Here is a 23,786-nt window from a genome sequence, read left to right as displayed (position 1 = left end):
ATGAAACGTATGATGAGAAGACTTTTGCCGGTTCTAATGGCTGTCGTGCCTTTGACCGTTTGTGCGCAAAAAGTGTATGAACTGAAGGATGCATCCGGTAGGGTGCAGGTGAATGTGAGTGTAAATGATAAGAATGTTGAATACTCTGTTCTCCACGAAGGGGATGTGATGATAGACCACTCTCCTGTCTCCATGAAACTGACGGACGGAACAGCTTTCGGCGTGAATCCGAAAGTCAGGAAAGTCAATAGGCGGTCGGTGAATGAAACGATTTACCCGCCTGTCTACAAAAAGAAATCAATCGAAGACAGGTTCAATGAACTGACGATTGACTTTAAGGGTGGATATAGCCTGGTATTCAGAGCATACGAAGACGGTGCCGCCTATCGTTTTGTTTCCAGTTTGAAAAAGCCGTTTATGGTAGAAAGCGAACAGGCGGTTTTCTGTTTCCCGAATGACCCGAAACTATTCGTGGCTTCTCCGAAAGGAAGAATGAACGAGGGCAAAAAAGATCCTTTTTACAGTTCTTTCCAAAATACGTATGTAGAGACAGCTTTGTCCGCATGGGACAAAGAGCAGATTGCCTTCTTACCGGTTCTGGTAGAGGGAAAGAATCAAAAGAAAATCTGTATTACCGAAGCCGATTTATTGGATTATCCGGGTATGTATGTGAAGCACGGGGATTCCGGTTTCTCTTTGGAAGGCACGTTTGCCGCTTATCCTAAGAAAGTGGTGGACGAAGTACGCGGGCTCAAAGGCGTAGTGAAATCCCGTGAACCTTATATTGCCAAGGTAGAGGGAGCTACCGCTTTTCCCTGGCGTGTAATGGTCATTTCAAAGGATGACACTGAACTGTTGTGCAGTGATATGGTCTATAAACTGGCTACTCCGGCTCAATTCACCGATTTTTCATGGATTAAACCGGGTAAGGTTGCCTGGGATTGGTGGAACGACTGGAATATCTATGACGTGGACTTCCGTGCAGGAATCAATAATGAGACTTATAAATATTACATTGATTTCGCTTCCAGGTTCGGCATCGAATATGTGATATTGGATGAAGGTTGGGCAGTTCCGGGTAAAGCGGATTTGTTTCAGGTCATTCCGGAAATTGATTTGGAAGAACTAGTCAGCTATGCGAAAAGTAAGCATGTGGATTTGATATTATGGGCGGGCTATCGCGCTTTTGAGAAGGATATGGACCGTGTATGCAAACATTATGCAGCTATGGGAATTAAGGGCTTCAAGATTGACTTTATGGATCGTGACGACCAGCACGTCGTTGAGTTCAATCGTAAGGCGGCTGAAACCGGAGCGAAATATAAACTCTTGATTGACCTGCACGGTACATTCAAACCGACCGGTCTTCAGCGTACTTATCCCAACACTATCAACTTTGAAGGGGTTCATGGACTGGAAGAACTGAAATGGGCGGAACCGGGTACGGATCAGGTGGTATATGATGTAACTGCACCTTTCATCCGCATGGTAGCCGGACCGATGGACTATACACAGGGAGCGATGAACAACGTGATTATGAAAAACTTCCATGCAGTATATACGGAACCGATGAGCCAGGGAACCCGTTGCCGCCAGTTGGCACTCTACACAATCTTCGATTCTCCCATTAATATGCTATGTGATGCTCCTACCAACTATATGAAAGAAGAAGAATGTACGAAATTTATCGCTTCTATTCCTACCGTATGGGATCAGACGCTTCCTATTAGCGGAAAGGTAGCGGAATATATTGTCATGGCTCGCCAGAAAGACGGCATCTGGTATGTAGGTGGGCTGACCGACTGGAATGCACGTGATGTTGAAGTTGATTTGTCTTTCTTGGGAAAAGGTGAATTTAAAGCTGAAATATTCAAAGACGGCATCAACGCCGACCGTGTAGGAAAAGATTATAAGCGGGAAGTGATTCGTGTATCGGCAGATAAGAAGCTGAAACTACACATGGCGCCCGGTGGTGGTTTTGTGGTGAAGATAACAAGCGTTGAGGAAACTTCTGGGGTAAATTAGTTAGAGGAATAAAGTAATAGATAAAAGAGTTGGTTCCAACTTGGTCAGACTATGCTAATGGATGAAAAGCAGCCTGATTAAGTTGGAACTGACTCTTTTATAGAGCGTGAGGGGTATAAAGAGTGTATCTACATTCTATCACTCCTTACTCTTGCATAATAACTTCTCCCACAACCTTGATTAATTTAAGTTCTTCCTGATACGCATCCTGGAATAGTTGCCAGATCATAACTCCGCCAAAATCATTATCCATTACATACTGGCATTTTCTCCGGATAGTTGGTCGCCCATTATAATATGTTTTGCCGAATTGGTCAGCATCGGCTACTTCTTCTACATCATAAGTCTTTCCGAAATGATTAAGTATCCCATTAAAGCGGATAGCTCCTACTTCATCCTTGTTGACATCGTTGTCCCATGAATAGCCATAGAATGGCAAACCGCCTACAATCTTTGACTTTGGAGCTTGGAACTTGGTTGCCCAGTAGTTCATATCACTTACAAAATCGGTGTAAGAGGCATGCTGTCCTGGTGTAGACGAATTTCCCATTACCCTGTCATAGCTCATGATATTGATATAATCAAAGTATTCTTGCCATTTAATGGTATAGTCTTTCCAGCAGATTACGGCACAAGTCATTAGCATATCAGCACTTTTGGCTTCGTGTAAAGCTTTGGCGAAGGCTACGAGTGAGTTTGTGTTCCAGTGGTTATAATCTTCGTAGTCAATATCAAATCCGTCGAGTTGGTTTGCCTGAGTGAAATTTACAATATTGGCAACTAATGCGTTTCTTGTTTCTGCATTGTCGATAGCAGCTGCAAATTCACCATTATCGCTTTTATTCAGAGAAATCAGTACCTTCACCCCGTGTTCCTTTGCTCTTGTGCGAATTTGACGGAGTTTGTTTACAGGTACCTTGTCCGTATTCAATGTTCCGTCTGATTTCACATGTGCGAAGCTTACGTTGATATGTGTCAGATACTCCCAGTGAATATTATCAAATTGCGCATCAAAATCAAAGTCATGCGCAGGCAGATAGCCGATAACGACTTTGGGGGATGTCTCCGGCTCTTCCTGTAATTCGGGAAGCAGAACCGTATATTCAGAGGTTAGCTGATTGTCGCTGCTTGTCACGGTGAACTGCTGTTCTGTTTCCCAACGCTTCACTTTCCGGGGATCGGGGGAGATGCTTGCTCCCCCCTGATAATTGATAGTTGACTCCTGTGATTGCTTTTCTGCTTGTAATGCCGCTGATACGGATTACTTTGCTTTCATCATTGATGTTCCCTCTATAATAAGTATCTCCGCATTGCAATGTGAATTGTGCGATTCTGGCTTCCGGTTTGCCGGCTATTGCTTCCGAGTCGTTGCAACTTATACATACGGAAGCTATCAGAGTAAATATAATTTGTAGTAATATCTTCATTTTCTTTCTTTTTGAGTGATTAATTGTTATTCGTCTCCCCATTCTATTGGAGCGGTGTATTCCCACCAGTCGTAGGTAGCTGTTCCTTTGGCTACTCCCAGAATAATTTGGGCGTTGGTTCCATAAGCCACTCCGGTATAGGATGGTATAGAACGTAATACTGCTCCGTCCAGATGCCATTCCAGTTTCATGCTTCCACTGGGGTTACCTTCCAGAACATGCATTTCCATGGTGTATTCGGCCTTCTTGTTGTCAAATGGATATTGTATGATACCACCGTCGGAAGTACCGCAACGTGCATTCTCACCTTCTCCTTTGAAGAGCATCCACCGTATCTCTTTTTCTCCGTAGAGGAAGTAAAGCTGGCACTGGGCGTCATTACTGCTTGCGCTGATATGGAATTTGTAAGTTCCCGGTTTCATACCTTCCCGGGAGATGCGGCAGTTGGTGCCTTCATAAGCGAAGCTTACTGCGCCATCTGCGAATACCGGTTTGCCGGCAGTAATAGTCCATTCGCTATCTACAAAGGAATGACGTTTCGCTTCCGCTTTATTTCCTTGTTTCAGGGTAATGACTTTCACAATAGGCTCGGTTCCGGCCTGTGCTTTGCTGGAGATTCGGAAAGTGGATTTCAGTACGGACGAGCCGGTGTTTTCCTGCAAGCTGATTACTATATCATCCGTTCCATTGTACTCAGTCTTTGTAAATGAATACCATTCGTCCTCTGCATTTTCTTTTTCTATTGTCCATTCTCCGTTAGATTCTACATGAAGCGTGACTGTCGCATCATTGTATAATGCGCGTAGGCTTTGAGTAGCTGGTGTAAGTACAACACCTTTCTGCGTACATTCAACGTTTGCCGCTTCTTTGCCGTGACGGTCATATATGATTACTGTTCCGGAGCGTTGTTCCCCTTTGTTTTCCGAGGCTTTCAGTGTTACCACGCCGTCGAGTGTCCCGCTTTCTCCGGATTGTATGGAAAGCCATTCGCCGCCTTCGGTGACTGCTGCCGACCAGTTCTGGTTGGAGCTCACGTTGAATGAACGGGCCGTTTCTTCTTTTTCAAGAAGCAGGTCGTCTGCGTTTTCAAGCGTTAAGTAAGCTATGCCTTTTTGTATAATACCTACCTCTTTTCCAATCCAGTAATCACTTTTGATAGTGATAGTATCTATACGGTCGTCCAATGAGGTATTGGGTTTATAGGTGATTTGTACATCATAGAGTTCATCGGCTTCACCTTGATTCGGTGAAATGGTGCACCAGTCACTGTGATTGCTGTAAACGATCCACGGATCGGTTGATTTCACCTGGATAGATACTTTTTCTTCACCGGAAGCGGCAATGGTGTAACTGTCTGCTGCTTTGTAGCGCAAATCTACCCATTTCATCGGTTCGTTGTCTTTACAGGACTGGACAGACCATGAGCTGATGAGGATTAGCGTACCTAGTAAGGTACGCCAATTCATAATTTGTTTTATGTTTTCTTTCATAGTTCTGAATTTTAATCATTCTGTTTATTATTCAAAAGCGATGGGAGTAACCTCTAAAGAGGCAATGTCAATACTGCCGGATGCTTTTCCGTTCAAGAAGCCGAAGTAGGCAAAATTTCCTGCATAGCTGTTTCCTGCACCTGTAAACGGATTCTTCAGGTTCCCGATATTGGCATAATTAACTCCGTCAATATCAAGTTTGATGAGGACATTGCCTTCAGTATCCGGATTTGGAATCATTGTAAACTTCAATGTTTTCATTGCATTTAGTTTATTAACATCCAGTCCGGTGAGTTTATTCGGAGTATTAATGTTGCCGTTATCTCCCCAGTTATCTCTGGTTCTTAGACAAAAATCATTCAGGTCATCATAACTTCCATTACCGTCATTATCTCCCATCCAGCAGTTAATTGTAGGTCCTTGGGAGCCGGGGATTGATTCGTCTTTATAATACTGGAAGAAAATTGCGTCTTTGGTAAGGTTCACTTCGTTGAGCTTAACCTCAAATGTGGCCAATTTATAATGCTTGTTTACGTAGAAACGGCTTTGGGTGATTGTAACTCCCGATTCCGTACCTTCCTCATAAACGGCATTTTCCGGCCATGCGATACTACCTCTGTTTTGTTTGATTTCCAGTTCCACGGGGTCAATTCCCAAAGTCTTGTCGGCTTCCAAACGGATGATAGCTGTACGGTCTTTAAAGTAAATCTCTGATTTCGTAGTTACTTTTACTGCGTCACCTGCTGCGTTTTTGCTGACACTAATCCAATTGTCTTCGGTGGATACATTCCAACTTTCAGGAGCAAGATTGGTTGCGACAGAGAATGATTTCGTTTCACCGGCATTGGATGGAAGTATTACGTCTTCTGCTGACATTGCGGGGAATTCCAGCATAATCCCGTTTTGTGTGGCTGTGATTTCTGTTTCATATCCGTCGGAAGCAATGGTCAGTGTAGCTGTACGTTTCAAACCGGTATTGGGTTTGGCAGTTGCTGTAATGGTAACCTTTTCGCCGTTGCCTTCTCCCTCTTCTTTTGCAAGCGTCAGCCATTGATTGGAACTGGTTACTTTCCATGCTTTATTGGAAGTGACCGTAAAGGTAGCCTCACCGCCTTCACTCGGGAACGGGTCATCGAAACCTTGTACGAGCAGAGTCCCTTTCGCTGCCTGTGTGACAGTGATTGTTTTGCTTTCCTTCATTCCGTCTGCGGTGATAGTCAGGATAGCCGTGCGCTCCTGTTCATCCGGATTTTCTTCCGTAATGACAGAGACTTCGGCGATAAGGGAACTGGCTGAACTCATTGCCGGGCTGGGTACGCACCAATTCTTGTTGCTTTCAATCTTCCAGGGAGTATTGGAACTGATATTGAAAACAATCGTATGCGGGGATTTGGCTAATACGGCATATTCTGCTTGAGCGTCAGTCTCTAATAGAGGTGGGTATTCGGTTTGGGAGTCGATGTTGAATTCCTGGCATGAATTCAGGCTGAATGTACATACCACTACCAAGCAGCATAGTATTGTATAAAATGATAGCTTTTTCATATAGCGTATTGTTTTATTATTGATGATATAAATAGATAATAGGTTACCATCCCGTGTTCTGGGGATTCAGGTTTTTATTCTTGAATAACTCGCTTTGCGGAATAGGATAGAGATACATCCGTTGGTTCCATGTCCTGCTTTTATAAAGCGTCCGTTGGAAATTCAATGTACCATCCGTTGCTCTTTCGATGCTTACGCCGTAGAGTTCCTTTTGGGTGTCCTCTCCAATCTGCCATCTGCGTATATCCCAGAAACGGTGGTCTTCGAAAGCAAATTCAACGCGCCATTCATTCTGCAATGCCTTCATAAATTCGTTCGGGTCGGTAATGGAGACGGTTGGCATTCCGGCATTTGTTCTGACTTCGTTCAGTGCCCATTCCGCCGATTTCGGAAAATCACTGTTGGTATATTGCGGGTTCTTAAATGCCATTACCATAGATTCCGCGTAAGTAAGCAATGTTTCCGCATAGCGGTAGACAATCCAGTGATGTTTGTTGACTACTTCCTTGTCCGCTTCGAAACTGGTAGTCTCCTGGATATATTTCCGCAGGAAGTAACCGGTGGGCGAACCTCCTTCGGAAACGGACGTATAATCACTTCCACCTTTATATACCGCGATTTCGGAACCTTTGAACGACATGCCGTTGGCAAGAATCGTGCGCTCGAAGCGCGGGTCACGGTTGGCATACGGATTTTGCGGATTGAAATCGGGGTCTTCACATTCCCAACCATTATCGGTCAGGGTGACGGCATATCCTTTGATAGTCTGGAAAGCATTTACCAGATTCTGCGACGGGAATGTGGCAGTGGCCGGTGTGGCACGTGTTCCTTCGGTGAACCGGACCGGGAAGTTGTTACGCTCAAACGCGGCGCTGTTGCCGTTCATGTGGAACAGGACGACTTCCGGTGAAGAAATATTATTTGCTTTCTCATTCGGATCGAGCCGGTATAAGTCTGTCTTGATAATGTCATAGGCAGCTTTGGCGGACGCTTCCCATTTCTCCTGATTGTTGGACGGGTTGTGCTGTTTGCTTGCTGCATATAGCAGGGCTTTTGACTTCACAGCCATGGCAAAGCCTTTGGTGATTCGTCCGGTTTCGTTATTAGGCTGACCGACGTATGTTGCGGGCAGATTGTTTGCACCGTCTTCACATTCGGATACGATAAAGCGGATCACCTCTTCAAAGGGTGTCTTACCGATAGCGTTTGCTTCTTCGGTCGTAAGAGTTTTCAACGGCATGGCGATGTCTCCATATCTGCGGGCAAGCTCGAAGAAGTAGTGGGCTCTAAGTACGCGTGCTTCATACGGGAAGTAACCCAGTTGCTTCATCCAGTTCTCATAATTGGTGTTATACTCATAGCGCGACAGGTCTACGTCTTCCAATGATTGAAGGAATTCATTGGCTGCGCGGACACCTTCGTATAGCCCCCAGTTATCATCGCGGGTTTTAATAGCCGACCAGTTGCCGTTGGTCATATCCTGTATGTTGCCTCCCGTTGCTCCGAATTCGGCATCATCACTGGCACAATCTCTCATAGCTCCGCCGATGACGCCAAAGTCTTGCGGCATATAGGTATATACATGGGTGAGCATTTGTTTGGTCTTATCGAAATACCGGTAGATATCTTCCCGGGTATTTAATCCGTTCGTTTCATCGTAATCCAGGTAATTGCAGGATGCGAATGCGATGATAGAACTGCATGCTACTATGATATGTTTAATTTTCATATATCTTAATCGTATTTCGGGTTAAAAGTTGAACTTGATTCCTGCCCAGTAGGAGCGTGTGGAAGGGTATGCGGCTCCCAGTTGTTCGGGGTCGGCAAAACCGATATTGTCCAGTGAGAAGAGGTTGTTCCCTTGCAGGTAAACCTTCATGTCCGCAAAACGCATCATCTTTTTAGGGAATGTATAGCTGACATACAGGTTCCTTAGCTTGATGAATGAACCGTCCCTGTACCACAGGGAATTGGCGCGGTAGTTGTTGGCGTTGGCAAGGGTGGTGAGGCGTGGCATGGTCGCTTTGGCCGCGTTCTCCGGCGTCCATGCAGTCTCGTTATCCAGGAATGTCTGTGAGATGTTTCCGTTATTTACCAAGGGTTGGTATAGCGGTGAATTCAGCAGGCTGGTGGTGACACCCGTCATTCCTTGAAAATCGGCGGAAATCTCGAAGTTCTTATAAGAAGCGGTGAGGTTGATTCCGAAATAGAACCGGGGTACGCCCGAACCGAACATTTTTACTACGTCTTGCTCGTCAATCCTGTTATCTCCGTTCTGGTCTTTGTATTTGATGTCACCCGGACGGACGGTAGAGAATGTCTGGACAGGACTGTTGTTAATCTCTACCTGGTCGTGGAAAAATCCGATTGCTTCCAGCCCGTATCTCTGGCCTACCCGGTTTCCTTTGGTGTACAGATAATCGTATTGCTGGTATTCCTGTCCGTCATTAATGATTTTACTGTTGACGTAGGAAGCATTGGCACCGATACTGTAATTGAAATCTTTGCCTATTTTGTCCTTCCATGAGAGAGAGGCGTCAAAACCTTTATAGTCTTGGATACCGGCATTCAGTTTACTTACGCCGATACCGATGATACCGGAAACGGAAGATGAACCGTTGATAAGAATATCGCTTCTTCTTTCGTAGAATCCTTCCAGATAAACGGACAGGCGGTTTTTGAAAGCGTTCAGTTCCATACCGTAGGTGACTTTCTTTGACTTTTCGATTGTCAGATTCTCTACGGGAAGGTCACCTTCTGCCAACCCGTAAAATTCGCTGGCATTATTGGTGAAGTAATAAGTTCCACCGTTGGTGCTACCGTATGACTGGCGGTAAAGTTCATGCTGCATATTGCCGTCCCAACCGGAGATTCCGTATGAGGCGTATAACTTGAAAAGGTTGATTGCTTCAATGTTTTTCATGAACTTCTCGTTAGAGGCAATCCAGGCGGCGGATACTGCCGGATACAGGTGGAAGCGGTCCCCTTCGGGCAGAAATGCCGTACCGGAATAGTTGAGTACTCCATTGACTGTATATCGGTCGTTATACATATAGGTGGCATACAGTAGGCCGGATTGTCTCTTGGCACCCTTGTTTCTCCCGTTGGCTGTGTAGGATTGCTGGTCGTAGATAAGCGAGGCGTTCAGGTCGTGTGCGCCGCTTTGCAGCAGATAATTGATCTTAGCCTGAATGTTGGAACGCATATAGAGCGACTTGAATTTAGAGTCATCGTGATTGAGGGTTTCCGAATCTTTTCCGTAGCTGACGGGTGTAGTCACTATTGTGCCATCGGGAAGCATGGAAGCCTGTACGTCCATATATTTATATTCCTTTGTGGCTGTGTCATACATAGAGCCGGAATTGTCGAACGCTACGGATACTTCCGCCGAAAGGCCTTTCAACAGTGCGTCCAGTTCCTGTTTCAAGGTGGCATTGGCTAACAGTGTGCCGTAAGTAGTCCGGTAGTTACCCGTACTTTCCAGCAAGGCAACAGGATTGTTGGCTCCATACGTGCTGTTCCCGCCATACGTACCGTCTGCGTGGCGGATAGGAAACACGGCGGAAGGGGTATTATAGATGATTCCCGCAAGCGCATTGGTGTTGTTGGCTCCAATACTGTAAGCATTATTGGTTTCCTGCAGTTTTCCGAGAATACCGACCTTGAAAAAAGTGCTCGAAGTCAGGTCCACATCAATGTTGGTGCGGATATTCAGACGAACATCCGAAGGTTTGGTGCTATACCGTCCGTCGGCTTGTTTGTCTTTAAAGAGAGCCGTGTCGTGCATATAGTCGATAACGGAGTAGTAGCGGAAACGATTGCTTCCACCGTCGAAAGTCAGGTTCAGGCGATGATTGTCGGATGTCTTGTTATACACTTCGTCCCACCAGTTCACGTTCGGATATTCGTAGGGGTAAGTGTTGTTTTTAAATGCATCCAGTTCGTTGGGCTGGTAGCGTGCATCCAGTCCGTCAAGTGCCAGTGCCGTGTTGAGGCTGTTGGCGTATGTGTATGCATCGGCAAATTCCGGTTTGCGGAACTGCGTACTGATACCGTACTGGTATTTGGCGGTTACTTTCAGTTTGTCGTCGTGCCCGTGTTTGGTCGTGACGAGTATGACGCCATTCCCGCCTCTCACCCCGTAAAGGGCGGATGCCACAGCATCTTTCAGAATCTGGATAGATTCGATTTCCGAACTGCTGATGTCGGATAAACTGCGTGGAAAACCGTCTACCAAAATAAGAGGAGCATTTCCGTGAATACTTAGCGAGGGAATATTCTCTGCGCTGGAACCATTTCCCTGATATACATTCAATCCGGCTATTTTGCCGTACAGTGCTTTGGCAATATCTATTTCCGGTGCTTTGTCGAGCACTTTGCTATCGATGCTTCTGGCGGAACCGGCAATTGCTTTTTGGGGCATTTCCGTCTGGTATCCCAATTGCACCCTGTCCGGCAAACTGTCTCTCTCCTGTTCCTGTGCAAATGTAGGAGTAGTGAAACCACCGATTAATGCTATGATTATATATTTCTTCATAAGATATGATTAACTTAAGTTATTGTGTAAATTTACCAGCCGGGATTTTGGGTCATTCCGTATCCCTTGTTGATTTCTTTCTGCGGGATAGGAGACATATACCATTTGCTGTCCCAATTGTTTGCCCAGTAGCGTGAAGCCAGTTCGTAGGGTGCGAAAGTAAAGGAAGTGGGATTATTGACTTTATCTCCTTTGGAATACAGGCCATATAGCTTTTTCTGGAAATCGTCTTTGCGCCCCCAGCGTACAAGGTCGAACCAACGCACTTCTTCGAAACCGAACTCCAATGCGCGTTCACGCAGGATAGCTTCCCGCAAGTCTGACTGTCCGATATCGGAAGATAAATCGGAAAGTCCTACGCGGTTGCGTACTTGGTTGACATAGCTAAGGGCATTCTCGGGACCTTCCACTTCATTGATTGCTTCCGCATAGCTCAACATCACTTCCGGCAGACGTAGATAAGGCCATTGGACAGGGCGGTTCTGGCGGTCGCTCGCTGCTTGCAGGATGAATTTCATCATCAGGAATCCGCTACCTTCGGCACGATAATCCTGATGGTTGGTATATACGGGTGCTTGCGTGTCATTGAAATAACGGTCACCGGGAACGGCTACATTTTCATATAATCGCGGGTCGCGGGTAGGCTCACCGTTTTGGAAGAAAGGTTGTTTGGAAGGATGCTCCCAATTAAAGTCTTCCGGAAAATCTTCTCCGTCCGCCCAAGGGAACATATTAACATAGTTCAGTGTGGGACCGGAGTAGAAACGTTGATCGAACAAGTTATTGTGGGTGCTTTCGTTATATCCCCTTCGGATAGAAACCAATACTTCTGTCCCCCCTCTGTCATAGTAGCCGGCGCGATAGGCAAGGCGCCGTGCCTGTGCGGTCGGTTCTGCCGGCTGCGTCAGGGCATACTCCTGTCTTCTATCCAGTTCGGCAAAGAATTCCTGTCCGGCTTTCATCGCATCTTCCCAACGTTTTTTGCTATAATTACCATAGCAGGTATATTCATCTGCCTGACCATGCCATTTGGTATCGGAATTGAAAGTGGGGCTGGCTGCAAACAGCAATATCCTGAGTTTTAATCCCATGGCTCCGGCTTTAGTCATGCGCCCGTCCTCTATCTCGTCCTGTTTCCATTTCAGGTAGGGGATTGCTTCGTTCAACAGACCTATAATCCTGTCTACTGTTTCAGCGAAAGTGAGACGGGGGAACTCCATTGTTTCGTTGGGTTCTATTGAATGGTCAATCCAGCATACGCCACCTACATAACGGAACATCTCGGCATAGCTCAGGGCGATAATCATTTTAGCTTCGGCAATGCGTTCGTTGCGCTCGTCTTCTGTCATATCGGGCACTTTTGCCACATTCTCGATATAGATCCATGCGTAACGGATTGCGTTGTACTGGCTTTCCGAACCATAACGGTAGGCTTCGGCATTTGCCAATGAATTGTTGGCACTTAACAGACCGTTGTAATAGAGGTTGGTAGGACCGTCGGATGCATTGTTTCTGAAACTCTGATATAAATCGCTGATTGCTTCGAGCAGGTTCACTCCCAGTTTATTATTGGGTGCTGCACCCGTAGGCAACCCATAAGGCAGATAGGTATAGGCACTTGTCAACACTTTGTCCGCATTGACCTTGGAACTGAACATGGAGTCCAGTACCGCACCCGAACTTTCGGGTTGGCTGCCCAGGAATTTGTCTCCGAATGTCAGGTCCGAACAGGAGCAGACGCCGCAAACCAGACAAATTGAAAGTAACTTTATAATATTCTTCATTGTTTTACGGTATTTAGAAATTAAGATTGACACCTACACTATAAACCTTGACCAATGGATAAGCACCTACATTGTTTCCTAAACTTTCCGGGTCTAAGATGTCGAGAGGTGAGAAGGTCAGCAGATTATATCCATTGAGGGAAAGTCCGAGACTTTTGGCGCCGATTGCTTTCAGGAAGCGCTTGTTGGTGAAGGTATATCCGATTGTCAGGGTTTTCAGGCGGATATACGAGGCGTCTTTCAGCCAGAGGGTAGAGTTCTCCGAGTTCCATGTTTCCGAAGTTTCCGCCGCACGCGGATATTTGGCTTCTAGCTGGTTTTCTTCTGTCCACCCTTGTTTGTAGAAGTAGTCCAACAGTCCCCGTTTGCCCGCATTGGTAAAAGGAATACGGTATTCTACCTGAAGCATTTTATTGACGTGCGTTGCGCCGCTCCATTGCATGCTGAAGTTGAATCCTTTGTAATTGAATCCGCCATTGAAACCGAATACATATTCCGGACGTTCCGAATAGCCGGTTGTCATCCGGTCGTCTCCGTCTACCGTATTGTCACCGTTCAGGTCGGCGTACATAGCGTCGCCCGGATACACTCTGACGGAAGGTTGGGGAAGTGAAGGATTAAGTACCAGTTCGCCGTTTGCGTCTTTCGTGAAGTCGCTGTACTGGTAGAGCCGGAGATATTTATACACATTAGTCGGACGTTCCGTAGAACCGCCGGTCTGGTTCATGTAGTCATATTTGTTGGGCACTTCGTCCATGTAGATGATTTTGTTGCGGGCAAAAGACATATTGGCGTTGGCATAATAACGGATACCATTGCTCAATGTGTGGTCCCAACCCAACGAAATCTCATATCCGTGATTATCCACCTTTCCGATATTCAGGTTCGGCAGTCCGGTGGCAATGATAGAAGGAGTGGAGTTTGGTGAGATAAGGATGCCGGTACGTTTTTCCGTAAAGTAGTCGACACTCAATGAAAGTCTGTTTTTCAACATTTTCAGGTCGATACCATAATTTTGCTTGTCGGCTGTTTCCCAACTGACGTCGGTGTTTCCCGGAGTTCCGAGTATGTATGCCTGGCTGCCTGTCGGATTGGAAACTCCGAAACTGTACGTACCGTTTTGCGTCCATACTCCCGGCATATACATAAAGCGGGTGCTCGAACCGGTGTCGCTACCTACGCGTCCCCACGATACTCTCCATTTCAGGTAATCAATCAAAGATTGTTTTTTCATAAATGCTTCTTCCGACATGACCCAGCCTACGGAAGCGGACGGGAATAAACCATACCGCTTCTTGCCCGGAGCAAAGTTCTCGGAACCGTTGTATCCGGCATTTACGTCTACCAGATATTTGGATTTGTATCCGTAAGTGGCACGTCCTACAAAACCTACATATCCCCGCGGCATATATTGATACGTTGCGTCCGTTCCATCCGATTTTTTCGGATAGTAGTTGCGTGACTGGTTGTAAAGGAACAAGGCGGTGACTTTATGGTCCTTGTTGAATGTGCGGTCATAATTGATTCTGCCTTCGATATACCAGTTGCGGTCCCTGCCGTAATCTTCGGAATAATTGAGCGGAGTGATACTTCCGTTCGGCACATAGACAATGGTCTTGTCATAATCCGGGTCGGTCTGCGGCTTGGTAGAATCATCCATAAATGATTTGTAATAGGCTGTTTGCGATTCGACTGTACCGCCGGTACGATATTTATTCAGTTTGAACATATTATCATAAGATGCTTTTACTGAAACGGAAAGTCCCTTGGTCAATACATCCAGTTTTTGTGTGATGTCTACATCTGTGTTCAGGGTGGTCTTGTATTCCTGGTTGTAGCCTTGTCCCCAATATATGCTCAATCCGTCACGGCTTACTCCTACTGGGGTTAATGCACCCGGAGTCATAGTCCGTACTCCGTTTACTATGCCGGGACCGGCAAAAGGAAGCGCCCATATCTGGGTATATACCCAGGGGTTGTCGCTGGAAGCTCTCGGTTCTTGCTTCTGTCCTACGTTGCCACCGATGTTCAGTTTCATAGTAGTTGTCCGGGTCAGTTTGAAGTCGAGATTGGCACGGTAATTATAACGGTTGTACTTGAAGTTATTGTCATAGGGCAGCGCGTCAAATTGTTTCAAAATACCGTTCTGATAAAGATAACTTAAAGATACGAAGTATTTTACCGCCTCATTGCCACCGGATATGTTGATGTTGTTTTTTGATTGTATGAATAGGTCGTTATACATATAATCTCCCCATTTGGTGTTGGGATACATGATAGGGTCCGAGCCTGTGCGGTATGCTTCTATCGCTTCACGGGTGAAGTACATGGCTTTGTCCGTCACCCGGTCATTTTGTTGCTTCATGTTCCAGTAACGGGCGAACTCGTAGCTTCCGGTTTGCTGGACGTATGATAGCGGTTGCTGCACACCGGTAATGGTGCTGACATTGATAGTCGGTTTGCCGGATTTCCCCCTTCGGGTAGTGACAAGAACTACGCCGTTCGCGCCGCGTACTCCGAATACCGCCGTGGCGGAAGCGTCTTTCAGGATAGAGAGGTTCTCAATTTCATTCGGGTCTATCTGTGAGAATTCACGTTCTACACCGTCTACCAAAATGAGGGGAGAGGAAGCACCGCCGGTTAGCGAACCGCTACCGCGTACAAAGATAGAGGCGGCGTCATCACCCGGCTGTCCGCTTGTCTGCACAGTGGAAACTCCCGGCATTGCTCCTGCTAACACATTGCTGATACTTGCTACGGGGGCTTTTAGCAATTCCTTTGTGTCGATAGATGATAAAGCACCGGTCAATGTTGCTTTTGTCTGTGTACCGTAGGCAACTACCACGACTTCATCCAGTGATTGTGAATCATCTTTCAGAGTAACGTTGACAGTTCTATTTTTGCCTACTGCAATTTCCTGTTTCTGATAACCGATGAATGAGAATACCAATATGGCTTTCTCGTCCGGTACTACAATTGTGTACTCGCCATTGATGTCGGTTATGGCACCGATAGAAGTGCCTTTGACCAGCACATTTGCACCGATAACTTCCATCTGTGTATTATCGACTATCTTACCTGTGATTTTTATGCCGTTCTGTGCAACTGCGGGCATAGAACTACAAAAAACAAAGATAAATGACAATACAAAGAAACGAAGCCATCCTGCTCGAATTTTGCTTTTTCTTTTCATGTGATTGATTTTTGTGTGATTAATATAGTTTTAGTTAAAAGGGTGTTTTTTGCGGACAGGCGGCATTATGCTGCCTGTCCGGGTTGTGTTAAGTGAAAAACCTCTTTATATAATTATTGAAAACTGACGATTCCTGACTGTTACGAATCGTTTTTTTTATTGTTTCTCCGGGAGATAGGCAGCGAACGGATCGTTGGTCTGCATCAGCCATTCTCTGAGTTGCTTGTGCAGGGCGCGGACTAATTTAGGTCGTTCTGTTGCTATATTTTTCATTTCGTACGGGTCTTTGTCCCGGTCGAAAAGTACAGTCCGGTCAATCTTTCCATTGGTGGCGTGTACGGCAAAGGTATATTTTGAAGTACGCAGGCCCCGGTAGCCGGTAGTTGGATTATCGGGCTGTACGCGATAGTAAGGCTGCACGGTTTTCTTGTCCGCTTTTCCTGACAGGATAGAGTTGGCAAAGTCGAATGTCTGTACTTCCTGCGGAATGTCTTTGGAGAATCCCATCATGGATAATAAGGTGGGATACATATCTCCGAACGCAATCATGGTATGATTGTCGACCCGTGGCTTGATTTGTTGAGGCCATGAAATAATCATGGGGACTTTCATGGACTCTTCGTAGTAAATGTCTTTTCCTGCGGAGTGGTGGGCTCCCATGCATATTCCATGATCGGAAGTGAACACTACAATCGTATTGTCGAATAGTTTCAGCCGTTTCAATTCTTCGATAAGACGTCCCACGTTCTCGTCTACTCCGGTCATACAAGCATAGTAGTCACGGATATTGTTGCGGAAGTAGTCTCCCATTTCAGTTCCCTTGGCCGGAATGTCCGGGCGATTCTCGCATAAAGATTCCACATTCAGGTGCTTATAAATCTCTTTGTATTTGTCGGGCACGAGGTCATAACCTGTATGCGGGGGATTCATGGATACGACCAATGCGAAAGGAGAACTGCTCTTTTTCTGTTCCGAGAGGAACCCAATGGCACGGTCTACCTCATATTCCGGTCCCCATTTATGGGCATAGAAGAAACTGTCACGCGGAGCGGTTGTTTCCCAATACATCGGATTGAGGTGATTGTCATACGTGCCGTAAGCTACCCAGAAGTCGAAACCATGTCGGCGTTCGGGGGGGCACCATTCATTCCATGCCGTTTCTCCACGGTTGTTGTAGGTATCCACATAGGGTTTGTAGGGTGAGTCGAGATGCCATTTCCCGACGTAGCCTGTCCGGTAGTTCTTGTCTTTTAGGACATCACTCCAGCAACGGGCTGTTTCCGGCAGTTCCACACCATAGGGGGCTGTATCCGAATTGCAGTTTCCTATTACCTTATTATTCATGGGATACATACCGGACATCAGGATTCCCCGTGCCGGTGATGAAACAGGATAGCAACTGACTGCATTGGTGAAGAGCACTCCTTCGGACGCAAGCCGGTCCAAGTGGGGAGTTTGTACCGGTTCTTTGTTCAGACAGCCTAAAGCGTCTCCTCTCCATTGGTCGGCCATGATAAAAACGAGATTGGGGGATTCGTTTTTTTCTTGTGCCTGAGCAGGAAGACTGGCTGCTATCGGCAGTAACAAAAAGGTGTTTTTTAAATGTTGTTTCATACTATTTATTTGGATTATTTCTGTTGTTCTCAGGTTAACGATTTACTGTTCTGGTAACTGCTACAAAATTAAGGTGAAGGCAAAAAAACGCCTCTGAGCGTTTCATTCATTAATGTCTGGCGTTTCATTCAAATGACGATTAATTGGGCTTTTTTCTAGCTTTTTCGAGTTTGTTTTTGTTTCTTTGTGCGCAGAGCTAAATCTAATCCCGCCTATGAACGCAAAGAAAACTTTCTTATTAACCGCCTGTCTGCTTCTTCCTTTTTTGCTTTATGCTTCTTTGGAGCAGAACTTTAAAAAGATGAATATGCAAAACGGTCTTGCCGGTAATTCCGTTTATTCCATATTTAAGGATAAGGATGGATTTATATGGTTCGGAACAGGAGATGGGTTGAGCCGTTATGACGGAAAGAATATACGCAGCTTCACTTCCGATAAATATAATATGACTATTGAGCATATGTATGATACATCGGACGGGCTGCTTCTTTTTATCACCAGTAGTAATTTACACTGCTTTGACCGTTATCGGGAATGTTTTGTAGAAACAGCCGGCTTTGGCGATATGCGATACTACAATACGAGAGGGCTGGTACTTCTGAATGATTCTACCTACTGGTCGATTTCGAAAAATAAGTTACACTTATTGAAGCGTGTGCTTGGTAGAAGTGCTGATAATAAAACGTCTGTGCTTTCGCTTGAAGTACTGAAAGAGTTTGCACTAACTGATGAAACGGAGATTATCTATGCATTTTGTGAATCGCAGGACAAAAAGAAACTTTTTCTGGTAACAGAGAAAAGTAAACTGCTTATTTTCGATTTGCAGACGGAGAAGTTGGACGCTGTTGTTACTCTGTTTACCAGTCGCCCCGATTCATATCAGATTTCCTCATTGGTTTGTGATAAGGATTATTTATGGATGTCGACGATAGGCGGGGGCGTGTTGCGTTATCATTTGCGCAATCATTCTTTAGACTCTTTTACAAGAAATTCCAGTAGTAAACAGTATTTGTCGCATGATGACGTGTACGCTTTGATAGCTGTAGGAGATAAATATATAGCGGCTACCTGGAATGGATATACGGTACTTTCCCTGGATAGGAAGAATGGTGATGTAACGACCGAGATTAATAACCAGCTTCCCCGTTTCTCCTATAACCTGGAATCCCGTATGCTCTCTGCTTATTATGATTCTCAAGGGTTGCTCTATTTCGGAACACATGGGGGAGGGGTAATGATTCTCGACTTGAGGGAAAAGTTTTATGAAAGGTTCTGCCAGAGTGAGACGAGTGAAATCTGTGATATTGTGTCCGATGATAAAGGGAATATCTGGCTGGCTACGTTTCATGGGGAGATATTATGCAGCGACTCGCCGTTTGACCCGTCAAAGCCTTTGAGTTTTTCTCCGAAGAATACTCCCATTGTTGAAGGAAAAGCTGTGCTTTGTGCTATGAAAGATGAGGAAGGCAATCTATGGTTTGGCAATTCGGATGCATCCATAACTTGCTATCAATCTTCTTCTGGTAAGTTTATGAACTATAACTTGCCTTATGAATACCGGAAGAATAATAATCTGAAATATTCCACTTATGTGTGGCAGTTGTTTATGGACAGTAAGCACCGCTTTTGGGTAGGGACGCGGAACGGTTTATTACTGTTCGACCGGGAGACGAAGAACTTCTCTCCGGTCTTAACGGTGGAAGGCAAACCATTGGAAAAACATTCTATACGTGCCATTGTCGAGGGATTGAATGGCGAGCTTTGGATAGGTACTCCCGACGGATTGTACAAGTTAGTATTGAATGTCGAAGGAAAAGCGGAAATAAAAGGAAATTATGAAGTGGCAGCGGGAACTGCCGCCCGGTATGTCCGTGCTCTGCATGCTTCTACGGACGGGCAACTTTATATCGGTTATACGGAGGGACTGGGGATTCTTGCGCAAAATAAGGACTCGATACAACATTTCTATACCACCCGTGACGGAATGTGCAGTAATTTTGTCACTTGTATAACGGAAGATGAGAACGGGCATATATGGCTAGGCACGAATTCGGGCATCTCCCGATATAGCCGGCATCAGAATTTATTCTATAATTACTATATCTCGGGCAGTAACCGTTCGGTTTTGCAAGCAGCGAATACATTGTTCTTCGGGAATAACTACGCATTGACTTATTTTAATCCGGAAACGGTGGAAATGATACCTTCGATAAAGAAAAACCTCTTGCTTGACCTGGAAGTGAATAATAAGCATGTAGCGATTGGTGAGAAGAGAAACGGGCAGGTTATATTGCAAAAAGGACTTCCTTATACTGATGAGCTTACTCTGGCTTATGCCAACCGTGACTTTTCGCTTTCATTCAGCAACTTGCTTTATTCGGAAGAACATCAGAAGTATAATTATCGTTTGCTCCCTTATCAGAATGAATGGGTGGTATGCAACGGAGGAGAAAAAGCTGCTTATACCAATCTGCCTGCCGGTGATTATGTGTTTGAGGTGAAAAGCGTTTATCCCGACGGCACTGACAGCGTGGTAAATACATTAGCGATACGTATTCTTCCTCACTGGAGCCAGACTATCTGGTTTCGCCTGTGTGTGCTTTTGGTTATATTGTTGATAACCGGCTATGCCGTTCACCGTGTTCGCCGTGAACAGCGAAGAGCTAAACGCGAATTACTCCTGAAACATGAATTGCATATATCCAATATGGAGCGTGAGCAGGAAAAACAGATTCGGGAAGAGAGGGAGAACTTCTTTACCTGTGTGGCTCATGAGTTGCGGACTCCGTTGACATTGGTACTTTCTCCGTTACAGGAACTGTTACATCGAAAGACAAATACTGACCCTGATTATAAGGCTTTGTCGTTGATGTATGAGAATGGTAATTCACTTCACCGCTTGGTAGACGACTTGTTGAGTGTGCAAAAGATTGAGGCGGGGATGATGAAATTATGTCTTTCCGAAGTGAATGTCGTGGCTCTATTGAAAGAAACGGCGAATACTTTCCGGCAAATGGCGGTGTCGCGAAAGATTGATTTCGCTATTGATTTGCCGGATAAATCTATCCCTTTATGGGTGGATATTGAGAAAGTCGCTTCTGCTGTACGCAATTTATTATCGAACGCATTTAAATATACGGAAGCGGGAGGTAACATCACTCTTGCTGTAATGGAGAATACAATGGATGAAAAGGAGTATTGCCGGATTGTAGTTTCCGATACGGGCAGAGGGATTCCGGTTGAATTGCAGCATCGGGTATTCGATTCGTTTGTTACCGGAGGGGCGGCCCCTTCCTTTTCGACTAAAGTCGGTATTGGCTTGCGTATTGTGAAAAACACGATGGATATGCATCACGGGACAGTAGACTTACAAAGCGAATTGGGAAAGGGAAGTAGCTTTAGCTTGAATTTCCCGAAAGGGAAAGCCCATTTTGCCGACGATAACTGTGAAGAAACGGTTTATGAACCGGTGGATGACAACGCAAGTCCGACGGACGAACCTGCCGTACCGGAACAGGTAAATAAAGAAGAACTATCTGCTGCAAGGTATAAAACAACTCTGCTGGTTGTAGAAGATAACCCGGATATCCGGCAGTATATTGTGAGTCTTTTTCAGAATAAATATAATGTTCTGGAGGCTGCCGACGGTGAAGAAGGGGTGCAACAGGCTATGCGACATTTGCCGGATTTGATAATCTCCGATATTATGATGCCGGTAAAAGACGGTTTTGCCTGTTGCAAGGAAATCAGGGAGCAGGTGGAGACAGCGCATATCCCTATTTTAATGTTGACGGCAAAAGCGGAAGATGCGGATATAATACGGGGAGCACAGCTTGGAGTGGATGATTATATGATGAAACCTTTTAATCCGGAAATACTGAAAGCTAAAGTCGAAAATCTGATTCTGCGCAGGGAACATTTGAAACGGATTTATACAAAATCGTTGATGTTGAAGCAAACGGCGCAGGCAACAGAAGGGGATGATTTCATGCAAAAGGTAATTAATGTAATAGAAGCCAATCTGGCTAATGAGGATTTTAGTGTACAAATGCTTGCCGAACAGTTGAATATGTCACAGCCTACTCTGTACAGGAAGATTAAGGAACGAAGTGAACTTTCTATTATTAAAGTGATTCGTAGTGTCAGGATGAGCAAGGCGGCTTCGCTTATCATGGAGCATAAATACTCTGTATTGGAAGTATCTGAAATGGTCGGGTTTAACGACCCGAATACATTCCGTAAACACTTCACAGAGCAGTTTGGCGTACTTCCTTCTAAGTATGACGAACGGACTAAGGGAGGAGAGAGTGAAGAATAACAGAGATTGTAGCGATGCATTTATTATATAAATAGAAAATGCTCATTCCATATTGTGTGGAATGAGCATTTTGTGCAATCTATTCTGATATGATTTATCTATCTGCTTTCTTTAGTCCTTAGAACCGGAAACTTAATCCCCCTAAGAAGTTGAATCCTTCGGCAGGATAGCCTAAATAATATTGATATTTCTTGTTCAGTAGATTGTGTACCTGTGCATAAACAGATACTCCTTTGAATACATTGTAGCTGGCTCCGATATGTAAATCGTTGATTGCAGTCATTTTTGAATACCCTTCCACTTCTTTTCGGTTCACATAATCATAACCGAGATTTATATTTAAGGCGGAAATCGGATGAATATGTACATTGAAAGACATTTCGCTGACAGGCTTTACAGCCAATAATTCCTTTCCATTCTTGCTATCCCAATTACGATAGGTATATTTTGCTGATATTCCTAGAATATCTTTGTAATCGTAGCTGATTTCGCCACCGAGATAGAAGTTGCTTGTATTGTCTTGAGCGAAGCTCAGATATTTAATGTGGGGTTGCTCATCTGAATCTTTGAAATCAAAATAAGACAAATCATTCTTCAAGTTTTGGTAACCGCCATATACATTGAACCAGACTCCCGGATAAGGGCTGGCTTTAAAGCCGACAGCACCGTTGATTTGTTCGTAAGTGTCGTAAGGACGTTGTACATAGCCCCATGCGGAAGAAGTATTTGCTTCCGGCAGCTCTCCGTAAGGACAGACATTCTCCAATCTGCGGAAATCATTCAACAGTTTGCCGCCTGTCGCTTTTGCATAAAGCACATAACTGTCAGAGAAGATATACTGTGCAGTGATATCCGGTGAAACGCGGAAGGACTTGTCGAATCCGAAAGATAAGTCTACATTGGCTCCGATGTGTAATTTCCAGTCATCGTTATCCAGTTCGTAATAAGGATTCAGAAGAAGCGTTGTATAGTTCTTGAAAAACTCGTCCCCGGTAGCGGTATTCTTTGTGTATCCGCTATACAGAAGATTATTCATCTCCAAAGCGATAGTCACCGATTGTTGGTCACCGATAGCTCCCGTGACATCGCCTTTGGTACGTATGATTGTCTCTTTAAGAGCTGTATTGGCATCATTCTCATTGAGCATGTTATGCTGACGTTCGTACATCAATAGATTCGTTTCGGCATTGAAACGTAGCGGTGCAGTTTCGTCGATAAAATGAATACCAGCATGAAAGTCACCGGAAGTAAATTTCTGCTTGCTGTTTACACTTCCCGGTTTGAGGTTGAAGTTATTTAGGCCGAAGTTTCCGGCAATATTCAAATCCAATTTGTTGAATTGGTGTGTGTAATCCACGTTTGCACGTGTGCGATAATAGAAAGCATTCCATTTTTCGTTGTCGGTAAAGGGGATTGTCAACTTTCCGTCCATTCCATCCATCTGGAAACGTACATTCAGTTTGTCTTTATCCGAGAGACGGAATAAATAATTGGCAAGAACATCCAGATTGCCTAAATTACCATATCCGGCACGTACATATCCGGGAGTGCTTCCGGGCTGGATTTCTTTTCCGGTATAAGGATTCATCAGACCCGCCGGGACAGAAGTTGCCGGAAAGAAAGTCGTAGCATACTCTACCTCTTTCTTGCTTACCGTCGGTTCTTCCACTTTGGGCAGGACGTTTACTTTCGAAGCGTCCATAATATCCGGGTTATATTCTTGTTCCACAACAACGGTACGATTCATGGTCGTATCTTTGGGCTGGGTGGTTTGGGCTTGAAGGCCGGACGGCATGGAAATCGCCAATGCAAGTCCGCCTATTATATAAAGAGACTGTTTCATCTTATTCTTT

At 45.1% G+C, this 23,786-nt stretch carries 12 protein-coding genes; 2 read left to right on the top strand and 10 right to left on the bottom strand.

What is annotated here, in order from left to right; all coding sequences use genetic code 11:
• Positions 1–2,025 (top strand): retaining alpha-galactosidase, encoded by a 2,025-nt coding sequence (locus BacF7301_RS02980; RefSeq protein WP_167960054.1) that lies wholly within the window; start codon positions 1–3, stop codon positions 2,023–2,025.
• Positions 2,026–2,170: 145 nt separating this feature from the next.
• On the opposite strand, the gene BacF7301_RS02975 is transcribed toward BacF7301_RS02980, so the two are convergent.
• The 9 genes from BacF7301_RS02975 to BacF7301_RS02935 form a co-directional block, all read right to left on the bottom strand.
• Complete coding sequence (locus BacF7301_RS02975) at positions 2,171–3,160, bottom strand: glycosyl hydrolase family 18 protein (protein WP_167960052.1); 990 nt, start codon at positions 3,158–3,160, stop codon at positions 2,171–2,173.
• Positions 3,129–3,452, bottom strand: coding sequence for a DUF4971 domain-containing protein (locus BacF7301_RS02970; protein ID WP_167960050.1), 324 nt, complete (start codon positions 3,450–3,452; stop codon positions 3,129–3,131). The genes BacF7301_RS02975 and BacF7301_RS02970 overlap by 32 nt, the downstream gene beginning before the upstream one ends.
• 26 nt (positions 3,453–3,478) lie before the next feature.
• Positions 3,479–4,942 (bottom strand): BACON domain-containing protein, encoded by a 1,464-nt coding sequence (locus BacF7301_RS02965; RefSeq protein ID WP_167960048.1) that lies wholly within the window; start codon positions 4,940–4,942, stop codon positions 3,479–3,481.
• 27 nt (positions 4,943–4,969) lie between these two features.
• Positions 4,970–6,487 carry a BACON domain-containing protein gene (locus BacF7301_RS02960; RefSeq protein ID WP_167960046.1) on the bottom strand — a complete coding sequence of 506 codons (1,518 nt, stop codon included), beginning with the start codon at positions 6,485–6,487 and terminating at the stop codon, positions 4,970–4,972.
• 43 nt (positions 6,488–6,530) lie between these two features.
• On the bottom strand, positions 6,531–8,216 hold the full coding sequence (locus tag BacF7301_RS02955) for a RagB/SusD family nutrient uptake outer membrane protein (protein WP_167960044.1): 1,686 nt from the start codon (positions 8,214–8,216) through the stop codon (positions 6,531–6,533).
• 21 nt (positions 8,217–8,237) lie between these two features.
• The gene (locus tag BacF7301_RS02950) at positions 8,238–11,024 is read right to left on the bottom strand and encodes a SusC/RagA family TonB-linked outer membrane protein (RefSeq protein ID WP_167960042.1); all 2,787 of its coding nucleotides are present in this window, start codon (positions 11,022–11,024) and stop codon (positions 8,238–8,240) included.
• 32 nt (positions 11,025–11,056) lie between these two features.
• Complete coding sequence (locus BacF7301_RS02945) at positions 11,057–12,808, bottom strand: RagB/SusD family nutrient uptake outer membrane protein (RefSeq protein WP_167960040.1); 1,752 nt, start codon at positions 12,806–12,808, stop codon at positions 11,057–11,059.
• Positions 12,809–12,821: 13 nt separating this feature from the next.
• Complete coding sequence (locus BacF7301_RS02940) at positions 12,822–16,001, bottom strand: SusC/RagA family TonB-linked outer membrane protein (protein ID WP_245208324.1); 3,180 nt, start codon at positions 15,999–16,001, stop codon at positions 12,822–12,824.
• A gap of 156 nt (positions 16,002–16,157) precedes the next feature.
• On the bottom strand, positions 16,158–17,615 hold the full coding sequence (locus BacF7301_RS02935; protein WP_167960038.1) for a sulfatase-like hydrolase/transferase: 1,458 nt from the start codon (positions 17,613–17,615) through the stop codon (positions 16,158–16,160).
• Positions 17,616–17,829: 214 nt separating this feature from the next.
• On the opposite strand from BacF7301_RS02935, the gene BacF7301_RS02930 reads away from it, so the two are divergent.
• Entirely contained in the window at positions 17,830–21,933 is a 4,104-nt protein-coding gene (locus BacF7301_RS02930) for a hybrid sensor histidine kinase/response regulator transcription factor (RefSeq protein WP_245208322.1), read from the top strand.
• Between the two features lie 118 nt (positions 21,934–22,051).
• On the opposite strand, the gene BacF7301_RS02925 is transcribed toward BacF7301_RS02930, so the two are convergent.
• On the bottom strand, positions 22,052–23,776 hold the full coding sequence (locus BacF7301_RS02925) for a TonB-dependent receptor (protein ID WP_167960036.1): 1,725 nt from the start codon (positions 23,774–23,776) through the stop codon (positions 22,052–22,054).
• Positions 23,777–23,786 lie beyond the last annotated feature (10 nt).

Origin of the sequence: Bacteroides faecium (assembly GCF_012113595.1) — a bacterium.
GTDB lineage: Bacteria > Bacteroidota > Bacteroidia > Bacteroidales > Bacteroidaceae > Bacteroides > Bacteroides faecium.
This window is presented reverse-complemented; position numbering and strand designations above follow the sequence as displayed.